This is a genomic window from Piscinibacter sp. PDB1-1 (genome assembly GCF_056675995.1).
In genome coordinates this window covers 180,788-202,225 of record NZ_JBWVZJ010000001.1, presented here as the reverse complement: position 1 = coordinate 202,225, position 21,438 = coordinate 180,788, and the positions used below count along the sequence as shown (strand labels likewise).

Annotated in this window: 19 protein-coding genes; 13 read left to right on the top strand and 6 right to left on the bottom strand. The window is 65.2% G+C overall.

Annotation, left to right across the window (positions count from 1 at the left end; all coding sequences use genetic code 11):
• Positions 1 to 2: 2 nt before the first annotated feature.
• On the top strand, positions 3 to 785 hold the full coding sequence (locus AC1KAR_RS00890) for a TrmH family RNA methyltransferase (RefSeq protein ID WP_480313801.1): 783 nt from the start codon (positions 3 to 5) through the stop codon (positions 783 to 785).
• Positions 786 to 788: 3 nt separating this feature from the next.
• On the opposite strand, the gene ppsR is transcribed toward AC1KAR_RS00890, so the two are convergent.
• Positions 789 to 1,607, bottom strand: a complete 819-nt coding sequence (gene ppsR, locus AC1KAR_RS00885) for a posphoenolpyruvate synthetase regulatory kinase/phosphorylase PpsR (RefSeq protein ID WP_480313800.1) — start codon at positions 1,605 to 1,607, stop codon at positions 789 to 791.
• 205 nt (positions 1,608 to 1,812) lie between these two features.
• Between ppsR and ppsA the strand changes: the two genes are divergently transcribed.
• The 12 genes from ppsA to AC1KAR_RS00825 all read left to right on the top strand — a co-directional run bounded on the left by ppsA (position 1,813) and on the right by AC1KAR_RS00825 (position 14,405).
• The gene (gene ppsA / locus AC1KAR_RS00880) at positions 1,813 to 4,209 is read left to right on the top strand and encodes a phosphoenolpyruvate synthase (RefSeq protein ID WP_480313799.1); all 2,397 of its coding nucleotides are present in this window, start codon (positions 1,813 to 1,815) and stop codon (positions 4,207 to 4,209) included.
• Positions 4,210 to 4,273: 64 nt separating this feature from the next.
• Positions 4,274 to 4,537 (top strand): DUF4212 domain-containing protein, encoded by a 264-nt coding sequence (locus AC1KAR_RS00875; RefSeq protein WP_480313798.1) that lies wholly within the window; start codon positions 4,274 to 4,276, stop codon positions 4,535 to 4,537.
• Entirely contained in the window at positions 4,530 to 6,602 is a 2,073-nt protein-coding gene (locus AC1KAR_RS00870; protein WP_480313796.1) for a sodium:solute symporter family protein, read from the top strand. Before AC1KAR_RS00875 ends, AC1KAR_RS00870 begins: the two co-directional genes overlap by 8 nt.
• Positions 6,603 to 6,774: 172 nt before the next feature.
• Complete coding sequence (rpsF, locus tag AC1KAR_RS00865) at positions 6,775 to 7,143, top strand: 30S ribosomal protein S6 (RefSeq protein ID WP_480313795.1); 369 nt, start codon at positions 6,775 to 6,777, stop codon at positions 7,141 to 7,143.
• Between the two features lie 37 nt (positions 7,144 to 7,180).
• Positions 7,181 to 7,462: a primosomal replication protein N gene (priB, locus tag AC1KAR_RS00860; RefSeq protein ID WP_480313793.1), complete on the top strand. Its 282-nt coding sequence runs from the start codon at positions 7,181 to 7,183 to the stop codon at positions 7,460 to 7,462.
• 63 nt (positions 7,463 to 7,525) lie between these two features.
• The gene (rpsR, locus tag AC1KAR_RS00855) at positions 7,526 to 7,816 is read left to right on the top strand and encodes a 30S ribosomal protein S18 (protein ID WP_047496240.1); all 291 of its coding nucleotides are present in this window, start codon (positions 7,526 to 7,528) and stop codon (positions 7,814 to 7,816) included.
• Positions 7,817 to 7,827: 11 nt separating this feature from the next.
• A complete protein-coding gene (gene rplI / locus AC1KAR_RS00850) occupies positions 7,828 to 8,280 on the top strand; it encodes a 50S ribosomal protein L9 (RefSeq protein WP_480313791.1) in 453 nt (150 codons plus the stop codon).
• A 160-nt stretch (positions 8,281 to 8,440) separates the two neighbouring features.
• Entirely contained in the window at positions 8,441 to 9,865 is a 1,425-nt protein-coding gene (gene dnaB, locus AC1KAR_RS00845) for a replicative DNA helicase (RefSeq protein WP_480313789.1), read from the top strand.
• 196 nt (positions 9,866 to 10,061) lie between these two features.
• Positions 10,062 to 10,985 (top strand): lipase family alpha/beta hydrolase, encoded by a 924-nt coding sequence (locus AC1KAR_RS00840; RefSeq protein ID WP_480313787.1) that lies wholly within the window; start codon positions 10,062 to 10,064, stop codon positions 10,983 to 10,985.
• Positions 10,986 to 10,998: 13 nt separating this feature from the next.
• Complete coding sequence (locus AC1KAR_RS00835) at positions 10,999 to 12,102, top strand: lipase secretion chaperone (protein ID WP_480313786.1); 1,104 nt, start codon at positions 10,999 to 11,001, stop codon at positions 12,100 to 12,102.
• Positions 12,062 to 13,204 carry an AraC family transcriptional regulator gene (locus AC1KAR_RS00830; protein ID WP_480313784.1) on the top strand — a complete coding sequence of 381 codons (1,143 nt, stop codon included), beginning with the start codon at positions 12,062 to 12,064 and terminating at the stop codon, positions 13,202 to 13,204. Before AC1KAR_RS00835 ends, AC1KAR_RS00830 begins: the two co-directional genes overlap by 41 nt.
• A 58-nt stretch (positions 13,205 to 13,262) precedes the next feature.
• The gene (locus AC1KAR_RS00825) at positions 13,263 to 14,405 is read left to right on the top strand and encodes a PA0069 family radical SAM protein (RefSeq protein WP_480313782.1); all 1,143 of its coding nucleotides are present in this window, start codon (positions 13,263 to 13,265) and stop codon (positions 14,403 to 14,405) included.
• Between the two features lie 41 nt (positions 14,406 to 14,446).
• Here AC1KAR_RS00825 and AC1KAR_RS00820 read toward each other — a convergent pair whose 3' ends face one another.
• The 5 genes from AC1KAR_RS00820 to dnaK form a co-directional block, all read right to left on the bottom strand.
• Entirely contained in the window at positions 14,447 to 16,117 is a 1,671-nt protein-coding gene (locus tag AC1KAR_RS00820) for a phosphoethanolamine transferase (RefSeq protein WP_480313780.1), read from the bottom strand.
• Between the two features lie 16 nt (positions 16,118 to 16,133).
• A complete protein-coding gene (locus tag AC1KAR_RS00815) occupies positions 16,134 to 17,462 on the bottom strand; it encodes a sensor histidine kinase (RefSeq protein WP_480313778.1) in 1,329 nt (442 codons plus the stop codon).
• Positions 17,459 to 18,139, bottom strand: a complete 681-nt coding sequence (locus AC1KAR_RS00810) for a response regulator transcription factor (RefSeq protein ID WP_480313776.1) — start codon at positions 18,137 to 18,139, stop codon at positions 17,459 to 17,461. The genes AC1KAR_RS00815 and AC1KAR_RS00810 overlap by 4 nt, the downstream gene beginning before the upstream one ends.
• 58 nt (positions 18,140 to 18,197) lie before the next feature.
• Positions 18,198 to 19,346 (bottom strand): molecular chaperone DnaJ, encoded by a 1,149-nt coding sequence (gene dnaJ / locus AC1KAR_RS00805; protein ID WP_480313774.1) that lies wholly within the window; start codon positions 19,344 to 19,346, stop codon positions 18,198 to 18,200.
• A gap of 138 nt (positions 19,347 to 19,484) precedes the next feature.
• A complete protein-coding gene (dnaK, locus tag AC1KAR_RS00800) occupies positions 19,485 to 21,437 on the bottom strand; it encodes a molecular chaperone DnaK (protein ID WP_480313772.1) in 1,953 nt (650 codons plus the stop codon).
• Position 21,438: the final 1 nt, after the last annotated feature.

Genomic DNA, 21,438 nt, shown 5'->3' with positions numbered 1-21,438 from the left:
ACATGGCGGCCGCCATCAAGTCGGTCACCTCGCGTGACAACCCCTTGCTCGTCCGGCTGCGCAAGCTGGCCGCCGACCCGGCCGCCTATCGAAAGCTCGGCGAGATCTGGCTGGAAGGCGACCATCTCTGCTCCGCCTATCTCAAGCGCGGCGGCGTCGCCCCGCAGGCAGTGATCACCGAGGCGGCCTGGGAACGGCCGGAGATGCGCGAACTGGCCTCGCAAGCGGGGGCGGTCGCCGTCGTCTCGGAGGCACTGATGGCCGGCCTGAGCACCCTCGAGTCACCTGCTCCGCTCGCATTCGCGCTCCCCTGGGCCGGCGCGGGTGACTTGCGCCCCGGCGCTGCGACCGTCGTGCTCGATCGCCTGCAGGATGCCGGCAACGTGGGTGCGGTGATCCGCAGCGCAGCAGCATTTGGCTTTGCGCAGGTGGTCGCCCTCAAGGGCACGGCCGCGCTCTGGTCACCAAAGGTATTGCGGGCAGGCATGGGGGCGCATTTCGGGCTCCACCTGGTGGAAGCGGCAGATCTGGCGCAACTCGACGCCATCGGTGTGCCCTTGCTCGCCACGAGCTCGCACGCCGATCAGGCGATCCAGCAAGTGGCGCTGCCCTGGCCCTGCGCCTGGGTGCTGGGTCACGAGGGGCAGGGCGTGTCGACCGCGTTGATGGAGCGCTGCGCGCAGGCACTGCGCATCCCGCAGCCGGGCGGGGAAGAATCGCTCAACGTGGCGGCCGCCGCGGCCGTCTGCCTGTACGAGTCGGCGCGGCAGCGGGCGGCGCCTTAGGCCTCAGTACATCAGGCGATCGGGCCGGATGTCGCGCAGGATCGTGGTTGCGATCTCTTCGATCGACTTGTGCGTGGACGAGAGCCACGAGATGCCTTCGCGGCGCATCATCGCTTCGGCTGCGGCCACCTCCTGGCGGCAGTTGTCGAGGCTGGAGTACTTGCTGTGCGGGCGCCTCTCATGCCGGATCTCGGCCAGTCGCTCCGGGGCGATGGTGAGCCCGAAGCATTTCCCCTTGTGCGGCGCCAGGCTGCGCGGAATCTCATCGCGCTCGAAGTCTTCAGGGATCAGCGGGTAGTTCGCCGCCTTGATCCCGTGCTGCATTGCCAGGTAGAGCGAGGTAGGTGTCTTGCCGCTACGGCTTACGCCGACCAGGATGACATCTGCCTGTTCGAGGTTCTTGGCTGACTGGCCGTCGTCGTGGGCCAGCGAGAAGTTGATGGCTTCGATGCGGTCGGTGTATTCCTGGCTCTTGGACACGTCCGCAAACCGCCCCACGCGGTGGTTCGACTTGACGCCGAACTCCGCTTCAAGCGGCTCGATGAAGGTATTGAACATGTCCAGCACGAAGCCCCTGCTGTCCTTCAGGATCTGCAGCAATTCAGGCTCGACCAGGGTGAGGAACACGACCGGGCGCACGCCTTCGAGATCAGCCGAATGGTTGATCTCGCGAACCACCTGATGGGCCTTGTCGGCGGTGTCAACGAACGGCCTGCGCACGTGCCGCGGCTTGCCCGGGAACTGCGCCAGGATCGAGTTGCCGAAAGTTTCAGCGGTGATGCCAGTGCCGTCTGAAACGAAGTAGACCGTGCGGTTTGGCATGGTTCCGGGCCAAAGTCATAGGATGTCCGATCATAGGCAATCACCCGTAGAATGAAATCGACGTTTCCCAGCTAACCACCATGCAGCCGCCTGCTCCATTTAAAGAATGCATCGCGCAGCGGGCCGCAACGCAAACGCTTGAGCCGCCTTTCGGCTCGCGACTGGCCTGGGAACCCCCGGTTTTGCAACATCACGGAGTTTTCCCATGTCAACCACAAACCCGGCGACCGCCCTGGTCGTACCGTTTGAACATCTGAGGATGACTGACGTCGAGACCGTAGGCGGCAAGAACGCCTCGCTCGGCGAAATGATCAGTCAGCTGGCTGCGTCCGGGGTGCGGGTGCCTGGCGGTTTCGCCACCACGGCCCACGCATTCCGCCGTTTTCTGGCGCACGACGGTCTGGCCGACAAGATCAATGCGCGGCTTGCTGCCCTCAACACCGAAGACGTGCGCGCGCTTGCCCAGGCGGGTGCGGAGATCCGCAAATGGGTTGAAGACACCCCGTTCCCGGCCGACTTGCAGGCTGCCATCACGACGGAGTTCGCCAAGCTGACTGCGAGCAGCCCTGGCGCGTCGTTCGCCGTGCGCTCCTCGGCGACCGCCGAAGACTTGCCCGACGCGAGCTTCGCCGGCCAGCAGGAGACCTTCCTCAACGTGGTCGGCATCGACGACGTGCTGCACAAGATGAAAGAGGTGTTCGCGAGCCTCTACAACGACCGTGCGATCAGCTACCGGGTGCACAAGGGCTTCGCGCACACCGATGTGGCGCTGTCGGCGGGCGTGCAGCGCATGGTGCGCTCCGACGTCGGCGCTGCTGGCGTCATGTTCACCATCGACACCGAGAGCGGCTTCAAGGACGTGGTGTTCATCACCTCGAGCTATGGACTGGGTGAGACGGTGGTGCAGGGCGCCGTGAACCCCGATGAGTTCTACGTGCACAAGCCATCGTTGAAGGCGGGCAAGGCGGCCGTGATTCGCCGCAACCTGGGCTCCAAGCTGATCAAGATGGAGTTCGCCACGCCTGAAGAGAAGGCAGCCTCAGGCAAGCTCGTCAAGACGGTCGATACCGCCACCGAGCAACGCAACCGCTACTCGCTCACCGATGCCGACGTCACCGAGCTGGCGCAGTACGCGCTCATCATCGAGCAGCACTACGGCCGCTCGATGGACATCGAATGGGGCAAGGACGGCGCTGACGGCAAGCTCTACATCCTGCAGGCGCGCCCCGAGACGGTGAAGAGCCAGCAAGAGGGCAAGGCCGAGCAGCGCTACAAGCTGAAGGGCACCGGCACCGTGCTGGCCGAAGGCCGCGCCATCGGCCAGAAGATCGGCACCGGACCCGTGCGCATTGTGCACAGCCTGGCCGAGATGGATACGGTGCAACCCGGTGACGTGCTCGTGACCGACATGACCGACCCCAACTGGGAGCCGGTGATGAAGCGCGCCGCCGCCATCGTGACCAACCGCGGCGGGCGCACCTGCCACGCGGCCATCATCGCGCGCGAACTCGGCATCCCCGCAGTCGTGGGCTGCGGTGACGCAACCGACACCTTGAAGGACGGGGCGCTGGTGACAGTCGCATGCTCCGAAGGCGATACCGGCTACATCTACGACGGCCTGCTCGAGACCGAAGTGACCGAGGTCGAGCGCGGCGAACTGCCGTACTGCCCGATCAAGATCATGATGAACGTGGGCAACCCGCAGCTGGCCTTCGACTTCGCGCAAATGCCCAACAGCGGCGTGGGCCTCGCGCGGCTCGAGTTCATCATCAACAACAACATCGGCGTTCACCCGAAGGCGATCCTCGACTACCCCAACATCGACAGCGATCTCAAGAAGGCGGTGGAGTCGGTGGCGCGCGGGCACGCCTCGCCGCGTGCGTTCTATGTCGACAAGCTGACCGAAGGCATCGCCACCATTGCGGCTGCCTTCTGGCCCAAGCCGGTGATCGTGCGGCTGTCGGACTTCAAGAGCAACGAGTACCGCAAGCTGATTGGCGGTTCGCGTTACGAGCCCGAGGAAGAGAACCCGATGCTGGGCTTTCGCGGCGCATCGCGCTACGTCAGTGAAGGTTTCGGCGAAGCGTTCGCGATGGAGTGCGAGGCTCTCAAGCGCGTGCGCAACGACATGGGCCTGAACAACGTCGAGATCATGGTGCCGTTCGTGCGCACGATCGGCCAGGCCAAGCGTGTGACGGAGATGCTGGCCGAGAAGGGCCTCAAGCGAGGGCAAGACGGCCTGCGCATCATCATGATGTGCGAGGTACCGAGCAATGCCGTTCTGGCTGAGCAGTTTCTCGAGTACTTCGACGGCATGTCGATCGGCTCGAACGACCTGACCCAGCTCACCCTGGGCCTCGACCGCGATTCGGGCATGGAGATCCTCGCGCAAGACTTCGACGAGCGCGATCCGGCGGTCAAGGCCTTGATCTCGCGCGCCATTGCTGCCTGCCGTGCGGTCGGCAAGTACGTCGGTATTTGCGGCCAGGGCCCGAGCGACCACCCCGACTTCGCGGATTGGCTCGCTGCCGAGGGCATCGTTTCGATCTCGCTCAACCCCGACACTGTTGTCGACACCTGGCGGCGTCTGGCGCGGCGTTGAGCCCTGACGCGGGTTGTTGAGGATGGCGCCGGCACGGCCCGGCGCTTGAGAATCGCCCCCGACCATGGGGCAACTCGACGACCCGCGCGCCGCCTATTGGCGCAAGACCTTGAGAATCACCGCCGCACTGCTGTGCGTGTGGGTTCTGGTCACGTTCGGCGGCGTCTTCTTTGCACGTGATCTCGCCTTCAGTTTCTTCGGCTGGCCTTTCAGCTTCTGGGTCGCGGCACAAGGCGCGCTGCTGGTGTACCTGGCGCTCATTGGCTACTACGCCTGGGCGATGAACCGGCTCGATGCCACGCTGGAGAGCGACGAGACCCATGGTTGACGTGCCTCAGATCGCGTTCACCCGGCGGCTCCATCGGATCTACGGCGGCTACCTGCTGGCGTTGCTGTGCTTCATCGCGGCGCTGTCCGGGCTCGAGATGCTGGGGGTCTCGCGCCGCTGGATCGGTGCGATCTTTCTGCTGTCTACGGTGCTGCTGTACGCCGGCATCGGCGTGATGAGCCGGACGACGAATGCCGACGACTACTACGTCGCGGGGCGGCGAGTGCCGGCTGTCTACAACGGCATGGCCACGGCGGCCGATTGGATGTCGGCGGCATCTTTCATCAGCCTGGCCGGCACGATGTACCTGCAGGGCTACGCTGGCTTGGCCTTCATCCTGGGTTGGACGGGGGGCTACTGCCTTGTTGCGCTGTTGCTGGCGCCCTATCTGCGGCGGTTCGGGGAGTACACGATCCCGGACTTTCTGGGTGAGCGCTACGGCAGCCATTGGCCGCGCCTGGTGGGAGTCGTGGCCGCCATCCTCTGCTCGTTCACCTACGTCGTCGCGCAGATTTACGCGATCGGGCTGATCACGGCGCACCTCACCGGGGTGGCGTTCGAGATCGGGATATTTCTCGGACTGGGCGGCGTGCTCGTGTGCTCCTTCCTGGGGGGGATGCGGGCAGTCACGTGGACACAGATTGCGCAGTACACGGTCATCATCGTCGCCTTTCTCGTGCCGGTGTTCTGGCTGTCGATCAAGCAGACCGGCGTGCCATTTCCGCAGGCGATCTACGGCGCTCAATTGGAGAAGGTGACAGCGCGAGAACAGGTGTTAAGCACCGACCCGAAGGAGCTCGAAGTCATTGCGCTCTACGAAATGCGGGCGCAGGAGTACGCCGAGAAGCTCAAGGATGTGCCTGCGGCGCTGGCGCGCGAGCAACAGACGGCGCGACAGCGGGTGAGCGACTTGCGTGCCGCTGACGCCGCGCTTGCGCAGGTGCAAGCCGCCGAGAAGGCCCTGCTGGCGCTCCCGCGCGACGTCTCGTCGGCGCGCCGCATGTGGGAACAGGCCAAGTCCAGCAACGAATCACGAGCCCAACCGCTGGGCGGTCTGCCGCCCCATGCATTGCCGTTTGCGGGTGACCCGCAGGGAACGGAGGCCGGGCGTCGAGATTTCAATGATTCGCGCCTTAACTTCATGGCTCTGGTGTTCTGCCTCACTATTGGCACCGCGGCCTTGCCACACCTCCTGATGCGCAGCTACACGACGCCTTCCGTGCGGCAGGCGCGGCAGTCGGTGACGTGGTCGCTCTTCTTCATCTTGCTGCTCTACCTGTCGGCCCCGGCCTTGGCAGTGCTCGTGAAGTTCGAGGTGTTCAACGTGCTGGTGGGGACACCGTTCGACCAACTGCCGGCGTGGATCGCCAACTGGTCGAAGGTCGACCCGGGCCTGCTGTCGGTGCACGACATCAACCGCGATGGCATCTTGCAACTGGGCGAGATCCGGCTCGGCTCCGACATGGTCGTGCTGGCCACTCCCGAGATCGCGGGGCTGCCATTCGTGGTCTCGGGCATGGTGGCTGCCGGGGCCTTGGCGGCGGCGCTGTCGACGGCGGACGGGCTTCTGCTGACCATCTCCAACGCGCTGTCGCACGACGTGTACTTCAAGATCATCGACCCGCAGGCATCCAACGGTCGCCGGGTGACGGCCTCGAAAATGCTGTTGCTGGTGGGGGCGCTGGGCGCTGCAGCGGTTGCCGCGCAGAAGCCGGCGGACATCGTGTTCCTGGTCTCGGCAGCGTTCTCTCTGGCGGCTTCTGCGCTCTTTCCGGCGCTGGTGCTCGGCATTTTCTGGAAGCGCGCGACTGCGAGTGGCGCTGTGCTGGGAATGAGTGCCGGGATGCTGGTCACCATCTACTACATGGCGCGCAACGAAGCTTGGATCCGTGAAGCTTTTGGCATCTCGATGCCGATCCAGCTCTGGTTCGGCATCCAGCCGATCTCTGCCGGTGTGTTCGGCGTACTTGCCGGGTTCCTCGGTCTGGTCATCGGCAGCCTGCTCAGCGCGCCCGGCGGAGCGCGCGCCCAGAGCTTCGTCGACGGCATCCGCTTGCCGAGGTGAGCGCCCTGGCGGGGGAGGGTCGTTTCGGAGTAGAATCGCAGGCTCACCTTGCCACACCCGGTTGATCGGGCTTCTCAGCAGCAGCTGATTGCCTGTCACAGACGCCTACGGGGTGGCTGCCCTGAAAGCCCGTCGATGTCCGGCGGGACACAGGAAACCAGAAGGAGTCTCAATGCGTCATTACGAAATCATCCTGCTCATCCATCCGGATCAGAGCGAACAGGTTCCGGCCATGCTGGAGCGCTACAAGGGCATCGTCACCGCCGGTGGTGGCAAGGTGCACCGAGTGGAAGATTGGGGCCGCCGCCAAATGGCTTACCTGATCCAGAAGCTCGCCAAGGCCCACTACCTGTGCATCAACATCGAAGCCAGCAAGGAAGTCCTCGCCGAGCTCGAAACGGGTTTCCGTTTCAACGATGCCGTCCTGCGTCACCTGACCGTCGTCAAGAGCAAGGCCGAGACCGGCCCCTCGGTGATGATGAAGTCGGTCGAGAAGGAAGATGCCCGCAAGGCAGCTCAGCAACAGGAGGCTTCGGCCTGACGCCGAAGTGCCCGGCGCTTCACACGCCTGAGGCGGCATGAACCGCGTGGTTCTGTCGGCCCAGATGGTGGAGCGGGGCGCGATGCGATACACCCCCGCCGGCCTGCCGGCCTGCGATCTCGGCCTCAAGCACGAGTCGCAAGTCAGCGAAGCCGGACAACCCCGCAAGGTCTCCCTGGAGATGCGCGCGGTGGCCATCGGGGAGATCGCGCAGCGCTTGGCCCGGCTGGAGATCGGAGCGGCTGGCACCTTTGCCGGCTTTCTGACCCACCAGCGAAACGGCCGCGGCACTGTTCTGCATGTGACTGAATTCGAGTGAGCCAGAACCCAACCGTTCTTCGCTCAATGTTTGTTCCGGATAGATATTCAAGTGAGGTGAAATATGCCCCCGCCACGTGGTAAAGGTCGGTTCTCGAAGGACCGCAAGCCCAAGCGCAACCAACAATCCCTGCTGTTCCGCCGCAAGCGCTTCTGCCGCTTCACGGTGACCGGCGTCGAAGAGATCGACTACAAGGACATCGACACGCTGCGCGACTTCATCGGCGAAAACGGCAAGATCACGCCGGCCCGCCTGACGGGTACGCGTGCGTTCTTCCAGCGCCAGCTGACCACCTGCATCAAGCGCGCTCGCTTCCTGGCGATGCTGCCTTACAGCGACCAGCACAAGGTCTGAGGAGCAACGACATGCAAGTGATCCTGCTGGAAAAAGTCGCCAACCTCGGCAACCTTGGCGATGTCGTCAAGGTCAAGGACGGCTACGCACGCAACTTCCTGATCCCCACGCGCACGGCTCGCCGTGCCACCGAGGCCGCGATCAAGGAATTCGAAGCCCGTCGCGCCGAACTCGAGAAGGCTGCCGCTGAAAAGCTGGCTGCTGCTCAAGCTCTGGGCGAGAAGATGAACGGTCGCACCGTCCACATCACGCAAAAGGCGGGTGTCGATGGCCGTCTGTTCGGCTCCGTCACCAACTTCGACATTGCCGAAGCGCTCACGCGCATCGACTTCAAGGTCGCCAAGGCTCAGGTTCGCCTGCCCAATGGCCCGCTGAAGACCGTTGGCGAGCACGTCGTCAATGTGGCTCCGCACACCGATGTGGTGGTCGAGGTCAAGGTGGTCGTCGTCGGCGAAACCGACTGATCATCGAAGTACGAGCGACTGCGGTTTACCCGCAGTCTGCGACGAAGGGTCGGCTCTGCCGGCCCTTTTTCATTGGTGGTATCGCATTTCCACCTGAAGCCCCCCGCTTATCCCCAGCCTTGTCCACAGCCGTGGCGCGAGGCGTTCGTATGATCCCGCGATGGCCGCAGTCTTCTCCAGCAACGAACTCCCAGGTGCTTCCCGTCCCGACGACGAGGTTGCTCGCCTGCGCATCCCTCCGCACTCGATCGAGGCCGAGCAGAGCGTGCTGGGGGGCTTGCTGATCGACAACAGCGCCTGGGATCGCGCGGGGGACCTGCTCAACGACAGCGACTTCTATCGCCATGAGCATCGCCTCATTTACGCCGCCATTGGTGGCTTGATCAATGCCGCCAAGCCGGCCGACGTGATCACCGTCTTCGAGCAGCTGCAAAGCCTTGGCAAGGCCGAGGACTGCGGCGGTCTCGTCTACCTCAATGCGCTGGCGCAGAGCGTGCCCAGTGCGGCCAACCTGCGCCGCTATGCCGAGATCGTTCGCGAGCGGGCAGTGCTTCGAAAGCTGGTGGCAGTCAGTGACGAGATCGCCACGGCGGCTTTCAACCCGCAAGGCCGGCCGGTGCCGCAGATCCTCGACGAGGCCGAGAGCAAGATATTCAAGATCGGTGAAGAGGGATCTCGGTCGCGCCAGGGCTTCATCAGCATGGACACCCTGGTGGTCCAGTTGATCGACCGCGTGAACGAGTTGCACGAGAACGGCGCCGAGGAAGTCACAGGCGTGCGCACCGGTTTCTACGACATGGACAAGATGACCGCCGGCCTGCAGCCCGGCGATCTGATCGTTCTGGCGGCGCGACCATCAATGGGCAAGACCGCCTTCGCGTTGAACATCGCCGAGAACGTCGCGGTCAACGAAGGCCTGCCCGTGGTGGTGTTCTCGATGGAAATGGGTGCGGCGCAATTGGCGCTGCGTATGGTCGGCTCGCTCGGTCGCATCGACCAGGGCCACCTGCGCACCGGCAAGCTGCAGGACGATGAATGGGGCCGCCTGTCCGAGGCCGTCGAGAAGCTCGGCAAGGCAGCTGTGTTCATCGACGAGGGATCGGCCCTGAGCCCCAGCGAACTGCGGGCCCGCGCACGCCGCCAAGCACGGCAATGCGGCCAGCTCGGGTTGATCGTGGTCGACTACCTGCAGCTCATGAGCGGCAGCGGTGGCGGCAGCGAAGAAAACCGGGCCACGGTGATCGGCGAGATCTCGCGGGGCCTGAAGTCGCTGGCCAAGGAGCTCAAGTGCCCTGTGATCGCGTTGTCGCAGCTCAACCGGAGCGTTGAAACCCGCACCGACAAGCGCCCGATGATGAGCGACCTTCGCGAGTCCGGCGCCATCGAGCAGGATGCCGACGTGATCATGTTCATCTACCGGGACGACTACTACATGAAAGAGCAGTCGAAGGAACCCGGCGTAGCCGAGATCATCATCGGCAAGCAACGGAATGGCCCCACCGGGACGGTGAAGCTGGCCTTCCTCAAGCCGTTGACCAAGTTCGAGAACATGGCGCCGGGTAGTTCCGGCGGCGACTTCTACTGATCGACGGCGTTCCGCCGCGGGTGCTGTGGCAGGCCGAATCCGGTCGGAGCGAGGCTCCGTGTTTGCCCTAGCTCCACGCGTCTGAGCAAAACATTCGCGCGTACGGGCAATACGCGTTGGGGGAGGGCGCACACCATCGCCCCCTGCCGAGGCCAGGATTCTGGCCGGCAGAACCCGACGACAACAGGAGACTCGCATGAACCGCCACCTCTTCGGCGCCTTGACCTGCGCCGCACTCATCGGCGCATCCGCCTCTGCCGGCGCCGCCGGCACCTACGCCGCCACCAAGTACCCCATCGTTCTCGGCCATGGCCTGATGGGCTGGGACACCATGGTCGGTATCGACTACTGGTATGGCATCACCGGTGACCTGCAGCGCAACGGCGCGAAGGTCTACACGACCAAGGTTTCGGCCGTCAATTCGTCCGAGGTGCGCGGTGAACAGCTGCTGGCGCAGGTGAACACCATTCTCGCGATCACCGGCGCGCAGAAGGTGAACCTCATCGGCCACAGCCAAGGCAACCAGTCGACGCGCTATGTGGCAGCAGTGGCGCCGCAGAAGGTGGCGTCGGTCACGTCTGTCAGCGGTACCACGGGAGGCTCGCCTGTGGCCGACGTCATTGCGGGCGTGGCGCCAGGCGGCAGCTTCACCAACGCGGTCTTGAATTCCGTCGTGTCCGGCCTGGGCCAGATCATCGACCTGCTCTCGGGCAGCTCGGGCCTGCCGGCCGACGGCAATGGCGTGCTGAGTTCGCTCACGACAGCGGGGGCCGCCAATTTCAACCGCAACTTCCCGCAGGGTGTCCCGACGACCCGTTGCGGCCAAGGCGCCGCGGTGGTGAACGGCGTGCGCTACTACTCGTGGAGCGGCACCTCGCCGATCACCAACCTGCTCGACCCGGGTGACTACGCGCTGTCCTTGACGGCGCTGGCCTTCAAGGGGCAGCCCAACGACGGCCTGGTCGGGCAGTGCGACAGCCACCTCGGCGTGGTGCTTCGCAGCAACTACGGGCTGAACCACATCGACACGATGAATCACTTCTTCGGCGTGACGGGCTTCACCGACCCGGTGGCGCTGTACCGGCAGCACGCCAACCGCCTGAAGCTCGCCGGCCTTTGATCGGGGCACAGCGATGAAGCACGCGCAGATCCTTCGGATCGATGCGTCGCGGCGCCGCCTGTGGGTCGGCGGCGCCATCGTCGTGTTGGCGACGCTGGCGCTGTGGGCCTGGGGTGGCCGCCGCGAGGCAGCCGCTCCGCCCACTGTGGCCCATGCCGACTCGGCCGGCGTGGATGTGTGGTTGCGCGCCGGCACCTCGGGCGCGGTGGTGGACGAAGCACAGTCCGTCTTCCGCACCGGCCTCGAGATGTTGCCTGCGTCGCTGCAGGGCACCGAGATCGCGGGTGAGCTGGCCATGGACGAACGCGGCAACTTGAAGCCCACCCGGGGCTTGCGGCTGATGTTCGATTACTTCCTTTCGGCCAGCGGCGAAGAACCCGACGCGCGCCTTCGCGATCGCGTGCGGGCCCACCTGGGCCGCCTCGCGGCGGGTGCGCCGGCAGGCACGCAGGCGCTTGCGCTCTTCGACAGCTATGTCGACTACAAGAGGGAGCTTGCGCGCAGTCTGTCGGGCGCGAGGGCGACGACCTTGGCCGAGTTGCAGGGCCGATTGGCCACGGCATCGGCACTGCGAGCGCGCCACTTTCAGCCCGAGGTGGCAACTGCCTTCTTTGCTGACGACGAGGCCTACGATCGGCACAGCCTGAACAAGGTCGCGATCCTGAACGATGCGAGCCTGACGCCTGTGCAGAAGGCGGCGCGAATGGCCGAACTGCAGGCCTCACTGCCGGCATCTGTGCGCGAGCAGATGGGCATCGTCGAAACAGTGCAGACGCTGGACGAACTCACCACGGCGTGGCGAGAGCGGGGTGGCAACGCGGGCGAACTGCACGAGATCAGGGAAACCCTGGTGGGCCGCGACGCCGCCGATCGCCTCGAAACACTGGATCGCGAAACCTCTGCGTGGGATAGTCGCGTGGCTGCCTACCTGCAACGGCGCGCGGAGATCTTCGCTGACGCGAGCCTGGCCGAAGCGACGCGCTTCCAGCAGGTCGAGGCGCTGCGCAACGAGGCCTTCATCGGTGGCGAGCGCATCCGCATCGAGTCGATCGAACGTATCAAGGAGTCGAACGCCCGTGACGCTTCCTCGGCCTCTCGACCTGCCGCTCCCGGTTGACGACGCCGGCCCGCACGTCGCTCACCCCGCAGGCTCGCATGCTGCCAACGAGGTGCTGCCGGGTCGGCGCACCGCGCGCGAACTCGTGGCTCCCCGGGTGTTGAACGTTCACGTGGGTTACTGCAGGGCCGTGCTCGCATACCTGCGCCAGCAGGGCGTCGACCCGGCGGGTGTGTACGCCGCGTCGATCCTGCAACGCATCGAGCGCGCAGACACCGTGCCGGCCATCGCGCTCGATGAGTTCCACGCGGTGCTCGACCTGGCCGAACAGCGTCTTGGCGACCCGGGTATCGCGCTGAAGGCGTCGGAATTCATCCAGACCTACGAAGGCGGCGTGCTCGGGTTCGCGTTGATGACCAGCCCGTCGATCGCCGAGGTCGGTGCCCTGCTCGTGCGCTTCCAGCGCCTGTTCAGCAATGCCTACCGCGTGAAGGCCTCGCTCGACGACCGCCAATTCGAGATGCGGCTCGTGGCGACCAGCGACACCGTGTCGCCGCGGCTCGCCCATCTGCTGATGGGTGGGTGGGTCTGGCGTGCCCGCTGGTTGACCGGCGAGCCCGAGGTGAGCTTCGACGCTCGCTTCGAGGGGTCGCCGCTCGCCGACATGGCCACCTACAAGCGCTGCTTCGGGGGCCGGGTGAGTTTTCACAGCCCCATCACTGCCGTGCGGGCGGCGAGCGACTATTTGTCGTTGCCGGTCCGGCAGCATGATCCGTGCGTCAACAGCGTGCTGCGCGCCCAAGCCGCGGCCGAACTGGATCGAATCGATGGCGGCGCCACGACCGTGCTGGGCCGACTGCGCCGCCGGCTACGCGAGCGGCTGGGTACCGGAGCTTTGACGCTCGAAGCCCTGGCGGCCGACCTCGATATGGCGCCGCGCACCTTGCAGGGTCGTCTCGAAGAGCACGGCCTCACGTTTCGCGCATTGCTCGATGGCATCCGCGAGGCGCAGGCCAAGTTGCACCTGGCCGAGCCGCAGGTGAGCCTGAGCGAGATCGCGTTGGCCCTGGGCTTTGCCAATCAGTCGGCGTTCCAGCACGCGTTCAAGCGATGGACGGGGCTCACGCCGGGCGACTGGCGTCGGCGCCACAACGGGCGTTGATGGAAGCTGTACGTGTATACAGTGTTTGATGCATACTGGCGCCTACCGAGCGCGCCAGATGAACCACCAGCCAGCCGACAAACCCAAGCACACCGGGCAAGACGCGCTCAAGGGGCGCGGCACGGGCTGGAGCATCCTTCACCGCTTCGCAGGTCAGGGGTGCGAGGAGTTCGACGACGGCTGGGGTACGGTGGACCAGATGGCGCAAGAGGCGCACCTGCCGCGCGAGACTCAGATCATCGAGGAGCACGCCAAGTCGGTTCTCGCGTCGAACGACTCGCCTGATATCAACTTCGACCTCTCGGTGAACCCGTATCGCGGCTGCGAGCACGGCTGCATCTATTGCTTCGCGCGGCCGACGCACAGTTACCTGAACATGTCCCCGGGTCTGGACTTCGAAACTCGCATCGTGGCCAAGGTGAATGCGGCCGAGCGATTGAGAGAAGCGCTCGCCAAGCGAAGCTACGAGCCGTCGATGATCAACATCGGATCGGCGACCGACGCCTATCAGCCGGTCGAGCGCAAATTGGGCATCACCCGCTCGGTGATCGAGGTGCTTTCGGAATGCCGGCACCCTTTTTCGCTCGTCACGAAATCGTCGGGCGTGGAGCGTGATCTCGACCTGATCGCACCCATGGCGGCCGACCGTCTCGTCGCGGTCTACGTGTCGGTGACTTCGCTCGACGCCAAGCTCTCTCGCATCCTGGAGCCTCGGGCGGCCGCGCCGCACCGCCGGCTGCGCACCATCGAAACGCTGGCGCGAGCTGGCGTGCCCGTAGGCGTGAGCGTTTCGCCCGTGATCCCGTTCATCAACGAGCCTGAGGTCGAACGCATTCTCGAAGCTGCGGCGGCAGCTGGCGCCACCTCTGCCTTCAGCGTGGTGCTGCGCTTGCCCTGGGAGGTGAATCCGCTGTTTCAGCAGTGGCTGGAGCAGCACTTCCCCGATCGTGCCGCGCGGGTCATGGCGCGCGTGCGAGAGATGAGGGGCGGCAAGGACTACGACGCGAGCTTCGGCTCGCGCATGGTGGGCGAAGGCGTGTGGGCGCAGTTGTTGCGGCAGCGCTTCCACAAGGCCTGCGCGCGCTTCGGCCTGAACCGCACGCGCATCGAGCTCGACCTGTCCTTGTTCCGCAAACCGGGCCGTGCTGCGCCTCCCGTGGCCGCCGCCGCGTCGTCATCAGACCAAGGCGAGCTGTTCTGATCTGACTTGCCGCCAATCGAAGAATCGAAGATCGGCCGGGATCAGCGTGAGCGGCAGGTGGCCGCCACGTCCAGCGCGGGTTGGTACACCGACGTGTGCACGCCTGTGAGCCCCAGCACGGTGTGCGACAGGTTGTCGTGGCTGTATGCGGTGTCACGTTGCGCCTGCAGGCAGGTGGCCGCTTGGCTGCCGCCCGCCGGGGCCGAGAACCACATCACCCATGGCACGTGCTTTTGCTCTCGCGGCGCAAACGCATAAGGGAGGCCGTGCAGGTAGAGATTGTTCTCCCCCAGGGATTCACCGTGGTCGGACACATAGACCATGGCGCCCGCATAGGTGTTCGTCCTGGCCCGCAGCCACTCGATGGCGCCTGCCAGCACGCGGTCGGTGTAGGCGATCGAGTTGTCGTAGGTGTTGACGAGTGCCTGCCGATCGCACTGCTGCAAGACATTGGTCTGGCATTCGGGCTTGAAGGGTTTGCTGTCGTCCGGCGAACGCTTCCAGTACGCCGGGCCGTGGCTGCCCATCTGGTGCAGCACGATCACGACACCCCTGGCGCGGCGCTCGGCGGGCAGCGCTGCGAGGCGCGCGTCCAGGCCATGCAGAAGGGCTTCGTCGAAGCACTCGGCGCCGTCGCACAGGGCGGCTGGGAGTTGGGCGCCGTCGTGCGCATAGGCGTTGGGCACGCGATCGCAGATGCCTTTGCAGCCCGCCTGGTTGTCGAGCCACAGCACCGCCAGGCCGGCGCGCTGCAGCACGTCGAGCAGGTTCTCGCGTTCATGGCTTTCGGATTCGAAACTCGCCTTGCCGAAGACCGAGAACATGCATGGCAGCGAGGTGGCCGTGCTGGTGCCGCAAGACCGCACCTCGCGCAGGCTGACCACGTCGTGCTTCGCAAGCTGCGGGTTGGTGGGCCGTGCATAGCCGTTGAGCGAGAAGTGGTCGGACCGTGCCGTTTCCCCCACCACGAGCAACACCAGCGGTGGCAGTTTGCCGGCGGGCCGGTCCGGGAGTACGGCGTCGAGTCCCACGGCGGCGGGTGGACCGCTCGGTTTGGCGCTGGCTTGGGCCGCCACGTTGCCCAGCGCATAGAAGGCGTTGAGCGGGTTGATCATGTAGCGCAGGGGCTTGTGGTTGCGCATGGTGGCCGACATGTCAGCGAAGAAGGTGAACAGCAGAACGGCCAGCAAGGCCAGCGCGGCAGCAGCGCCCAGCAGGTTTCTCTTGAGTTGCCCCCACGTGCCGAGCGACTGCACTCGAACGCGCATCAGCCAGGCTAAAGGGGCGCCCGCCAGGATCAGCAGCGTGAGCAGAAATCGCAGGTTCAGCAGATCGCGTGTTTCGCGCGCGTCGGTCTGCAGCATGTTGACGATCATCGAGCTGTCGATGACGACGTTGTAGGTGCCCATGAAATAGGCCACCGACGCTGCCGTGAGCAAAAACACAAGCAGCGCGGGCTTGATCGCCCAGCGCCAGCTGAAGAGGGTGAGGACGAGGGCCGTGAGGCCGGCCACCATGCCGAAGAACGCAAGCATGAAGAGCTTGCCGCGCACCGATGCCATCTCGGGCAGGTGGGTGAGCGCGCTCCACAGCGGCCAATTGGCCAGCGCCGCCATCCACAGGCTGGCCAGCCAACTGAGGGTCAGCGGGTTCCAGCCGTCGGTGGTGTGAGCGGATCGGCCATCGGAGGCTGATCGATGAAACAGTCGCATGGGCGCACGTGCAGGGTCAGGAGGCAACGGTCAGTGTGGCACGGAAGCCCCTGTCCACGCCCGGTGGCGGCGACTCCAGCTTCAGGCTGGCTCGCTGCTGCTGCGCGATGCGCGCGACGATCGCCAGCCCGAGCCCGGTGCCTTCGATCCGGGTGGTGCCCCGCTGGTAAGGCTGCGACAAGGTGCCGAGCACATCGGCGCTCACGCCGGGCCCGTTGTCGGACACCAGCACCCGCCCGGGTGCCTCGACCGAGACCTCCACCTGAGCCCCGGGCGCGTGCTTGAGTGCGTTCTCGATCAGATTGCGGATGGCGATGCCGAGGGCGTCGATGTCGCCGTTCACCACGATGGGGTCATCGGGCAACTTGAGGGTGATGCGGTGCATCGCGCCTGCGTGGTGGCGGAACTCATCGAGCACCAGCGTTGCAAGCTGGCTCAGATCGACCGGCTCGCGGGCCAGAGCAATGCCAGACTCCACGCGCGAGAGCTGCAAGAGCTTTGTCGCGGTGTTGTTCAGGCGATCGAGCGATCGCACCAGGCCCAAGGCCCGCTCCTGCGCATCCTTGCCCGGCAACTCGGCCACCAGCCGCTGCGCCTGGGCGCGTGCCGCCGCAAGAGGGGTTCGCAATTCATGCGCGCTGCTGGCAGCAAACGCACGTTCGGCCCGCACCATGCCCTGCAGTCGCGCGACCAGCGCGGAGATCGACGCCATCATCGGCTCGAACTCGGTGGGCAGGTCGTTGGCCTGCAGGGGCGATATGTCGCCCTCGGGTCGGGCGCGAAGTTGCTCGCTGGCCTGGTTCACGCCAGTGAACGAGCGGCGCAGCAGCAGATCGATCAGCAGCGCAGCCAGCGGCAGGAGCGCCAGCAGCGGCAGTACGAGCGCTGCGGTACTTTCGCCCAACGCCTCGCGTCGCTCGGCCAGCGGCTCGCCGACTTGCACGATGAGATGGTTGTCGTCGCGCCTGCGCGTCGCCACCCGCCAGCCATCGAAGGTCTGCAGGCCTGGCTTGGCATCGAGCGGCCACGGCAGGCTGGTGCGCGGCCCGCTGTGCCAGAGCACCGTGCCCTGGCCATCTCGGATCAGCACGTGCATCACCTCGTCGGGCAAGGCGTTCGGCAGCAGGGCCGGCACGTGGTTCGCCGCAGGCGGCTGCAGCGCCGAGGCGGCGCCTTCCAGCGGGATCTGGTCGGCCACCGCGACCAGGGCGCTGTCGAGAACGGTGTTGAGTTCGAATCGCACGGCGACAGCTGCCACCACAGCGGCCGCCGACCACAACACAGCCACCGCAGCCAGCAGGCGGCGCCGAAGCACGCGCGCCAGGCTCCAGCGGCGAGGCTTCATTCGGGAGCGCGTTCGAGCCGGTAGCCGAGTTGGCGCGTGGTGCTGATGGACTCAGGCCCGAGCTTCTTGCGCAGTCGGCTGATCAGCACTTCGAGTGTGTTGCTGTCGCTGGTCTCGCCTTGCGTGTAGAGCCGGCGGGTGAGGGCGTCCTTGCTCCAGGTCTGGCCCGGGTTGACGGCAAGGCAGCGCAAGAGGGCCCATTCCATGGCTGTCAGCGAGAGGTTGATGCCATCACGCCGCGCCACCTGAGCATGGAACTCGACCTGCGCGCCGCCGGCCAGCAGCAGCACGGGCGCCAAGGTCAGCGCGTAGCGCCGTGCCACGGCATCCACGCGTGCGCTCAGTTCTTCGAGATCGAAGGGCTTGACGAGGTAGTCGTCAGCCCCCGACGACAAGCCCTGGATCCGATCGCGCAATTGATCGCGGGCACTCAGGATCAGCACCGGAAACGGCGGCGTCTGCGCGCGCACGACGCTCAGCAGATCCATGCCGTCGCCATCGGGCAGGCCGAGGTCGAGCAGCACCAGGTCGCTGCTTCGCTCTTCGTTCAGCCGCCCGATCGCGTCGCGCGCCTGCGCGGCTGTCTTGAGCCATTCCACGGCGTGGCCCTGGGCCACGAGATGATCTGCGACCGCTTGGCCGAGATCGATATCGTCTTCGATCAGCGTGATGTGCATGGCGATGATTCTGCTACTGCTTCCACTGACTGCAATCTGAACATCGCAGACCGAGGGCTTACTTGAAGAGATCCTTCACCCGGTTCGCCCAGCCCTTGCTGTTGGGAGAGTGGCGGTCCGCCGACTTGGACAGCGACTCGTCGAGTTCGCGCAGCAGCTTGCGCTGGTGCTCGGTCAGCTTGACCGGCGTCTCGACGCTCACGTGGCAGTACAGGTCGCCCGGGTAGCTGGAGCGCACGCCCTTGATGCCCTTGCCGCGCAGGCGGAAGGTCTTGCCGTGCTGCGTGCCTTCCGGGAGGTCGATCTCAGCCTTGCCGCCGAGCGTGGGCACCTCGATCTGCCCACCGAGCGCCGCGGTCGTCAGGCCGACGGGCACGGTGCAATGCAGGTCGTCGCCATCGCGCTCGAAGATCTCGTGCTGCTTGATGCGGATCTCGATGTAGAGATCGCCGGCCGGGCCGCCGTTGGTGCCAGGCTCACCATTGCCGGCCGAGCGAATGCGCATGCCTTCGTTGATGCCGGCGGGGATCTTCACCTCCAGCGTCTTGTTCTTCTTGACCTTGCCTTGGCCATGGCAGGTGGCGCAGGGCTCGGGGATGATCTTGCCGGTGCCGTGGCAATGCGGGCAGGTCTGCTGGATGCTGAAGAAGCCCTGGCGCATCGTCACCTGGCCGGCGCCATTGCAACTGGGGCAGGTCTTGGCGCTGGTGCCGGGCTTGGCGCCGCTGCCATGGCAGGTGCCGCATTCGTCCCAGCTCGGGATGCGGATCTGCGTCTCCTTGCCTTGCGCGGCCTCTTCGAGCGTGATCTCCATCGCGTAGCTGAGATCAGAGCCGCGATAGACCTGCTGGCCGCCGCGGCGCGGGCCACCTTGGCCGCCGAAGATGTCGCCGAAGATGTCGCCGAACGCGTCGGCAAAGCCACCGAAGCCTTCAGCGCCCGGTCCGCCTGGGCGGAAGCCGCCGCCCATGTTCGGGTCGACGCCGGCGTGGCCGTACTGGTCGTAGGCGGCACGCTTTTGCTCGTCCGAGAGCATCTCGTAGGCCTCCTTGACCTCCTTGAACTGCTCTTCTGCCTTCTTGGCGCCGTCACCCTGGTTGCGGTCAGGGTGGTACTTCATGGCCAGCTTGCGGTAGGCCTTCTTGATGTCGTCGTCGGAGGCGTTCTTCGCCAGGCCGAGAACTTCGTAATAGTCACGCTTTGCCATGTGCTTTGCTACCGCTGGGGGTCACTTTCGGGGCGTCGTCAGTTGCGTCAACTGTTGCGCCAGCTGAACGCAAATTCCCCCGTGCGCTGGTGACAGCCCACGGGGGAAGCATGCATCGGGCCAAATGGCTCGGCTGCCTTACTTCTTGTCCTTCACTTCCGTGAATTCGGCGTCGACCACGTTGTCGTCAGCCGGCTTCGACGAAGAAGACCCACCGCCCTGCGCCTGCGGCTCCGCTTGAGCGGCACCCGCTGCAGCCTGCGCTGCCTGCGCGTCGGCGTAGACCTTCTCGCCCAGCTTCTGGCTGGCCGTCATGAGGGCTTCGGTCTTGGCCTCGATGTCTGCCTTGTCTTCACCCTTGAGGGCTTCCTCGGCATCCTTCAGCGCGGCCTCGATCTTTTCCTTCTCGCCAGCATCGAGCTTCTCGGCGTGTTCGCCGAGGGACTTTTTCACGCTGTGGACGAGTGCGTCGGCCTGGTTGCGTGCCTGCACCAGTTCGAGCTTCTTCTTGTCCTCGGCGGCGTTCAGCTCGGCGTCCTTCACCATCTGCTGGATCTCGTCTTCGCTCAAGCCCGAGTTCGCCTTGATGGTGATCTTGTTCTCCTTGCCGGTGCCCTTGTCCTTGGCGTTCACGTGCAGGATGCCGTTGGCGTCGATGTCGAACGTGACCTCGATCTGCGGCGTGCCGCGCGGTGCCGGCGGGATGCCTTCGAGGTTGAACTCGCCCAGGCTCTTGTTGCCCGACGCCATTTCGCGCTCGCCCTGGAACACCTTGATCGTGACGGCCGGCTGGCTGTCCTCGGCGGTCGAGAAGACCTGCGAGAACTTGGTCGGGATCGTGGTGTTCTTCTTGATCATCTTGGTCATCACGCCGCCCATGGTCTCGATGCCCAGGCTCAGCGGGGTCACGTCGAGCAGCAGCACGTCGGTGCGGTCGCCGGCCAGCACCTGGCCCTGGATGGCCGCGCCCACGGCAACGGCTTCATCGGGGTTCACGTCCTTGCGCGGGTCTTTGCCGAAGAACTCCTTGACCTTCTCCTGCACCTTGGGCATGCGGGTCATGCCGCCGACGAGGATCACGTCGTCGATCTGGCTCGCGTTGACACCGGCGTCCTTGATGGCGGTGCGGCAAGGCGCAATCGTGCGCTCGATCAGCTCTTCGACCAGGGCTTCGAGCTTGGCGCGGGTGAGCTTGATGTTCAGGTGCTTCGGGCCCGAGGCATCGGCCGTCACGTAAGGCAGGTTGATGTCTGTCTGCGCGCTGTTCGAGAGCTCGATCTTGGCCTTTTCAGCGGCTTCCTTCAGGCGCTGCAGGGCCAGCACGTCCTTCGACAGGTCGACGCCTTGTTCCTTTTTGAACTCGGTGATGATGTAGTCGATGATGCGCTGGTCGAAGTCTTCGCCGCCCAGGAAGGTGTCGCCGTTGGTCGACAGCACTTCGAACTGCTTCTCGCCGTCGACATCGGCGATCTCGATGATCGAGATGTCGAAGGTGCCGCCGCCCAGGTCATACACGGCGATCTTGCGGTCGCCCTTGTCGTTCTTGTCGAGGCCGAAGGCCAGCGCGGCCGCGGTCGGCTCGTTGATGATGCGCTTGACGTCCAGGCCCGCGATGCGGCCGGCGTCCTTGGTGGCCTGGCGCTGCGCGTCATTGAAGTACGCGGGCACCGTGATCACCGCTTCGGTGACGGCTTCGCCGAGGTAGTCCTCAGCCGTTTTCTTCATCTTGCGCAGGATTTCAGCGCTGACCTGCTGCGCTGCCAGCTTCTGGCCACGCACTTCGACCCAGGCGTCGCCGTTGTCGGCGGCCACGATCTTGTAGGGCATCAGGTCGATGTCCTTTTGAACTTCCTTCTCGGTGAACTTGCGTCCGATCAGGCGTTTCACCGCGTACAGCGTGTTCTTGGGGTTGGTGACGGCCTGGCGCTTGGCCGAGGCGCCGACGAGGATCTCGCCGTCTTCCTGGTAGGCCACGATGGACGGCGTGGTGCGTGCACCCTCGCTGTTCTCGATCACCTTGGTGGTGTTGCCTTCCATGATGGACACGCAGGAATTGGTCGTCCCGAGGTCGATACCGATGATCTTTGCCATG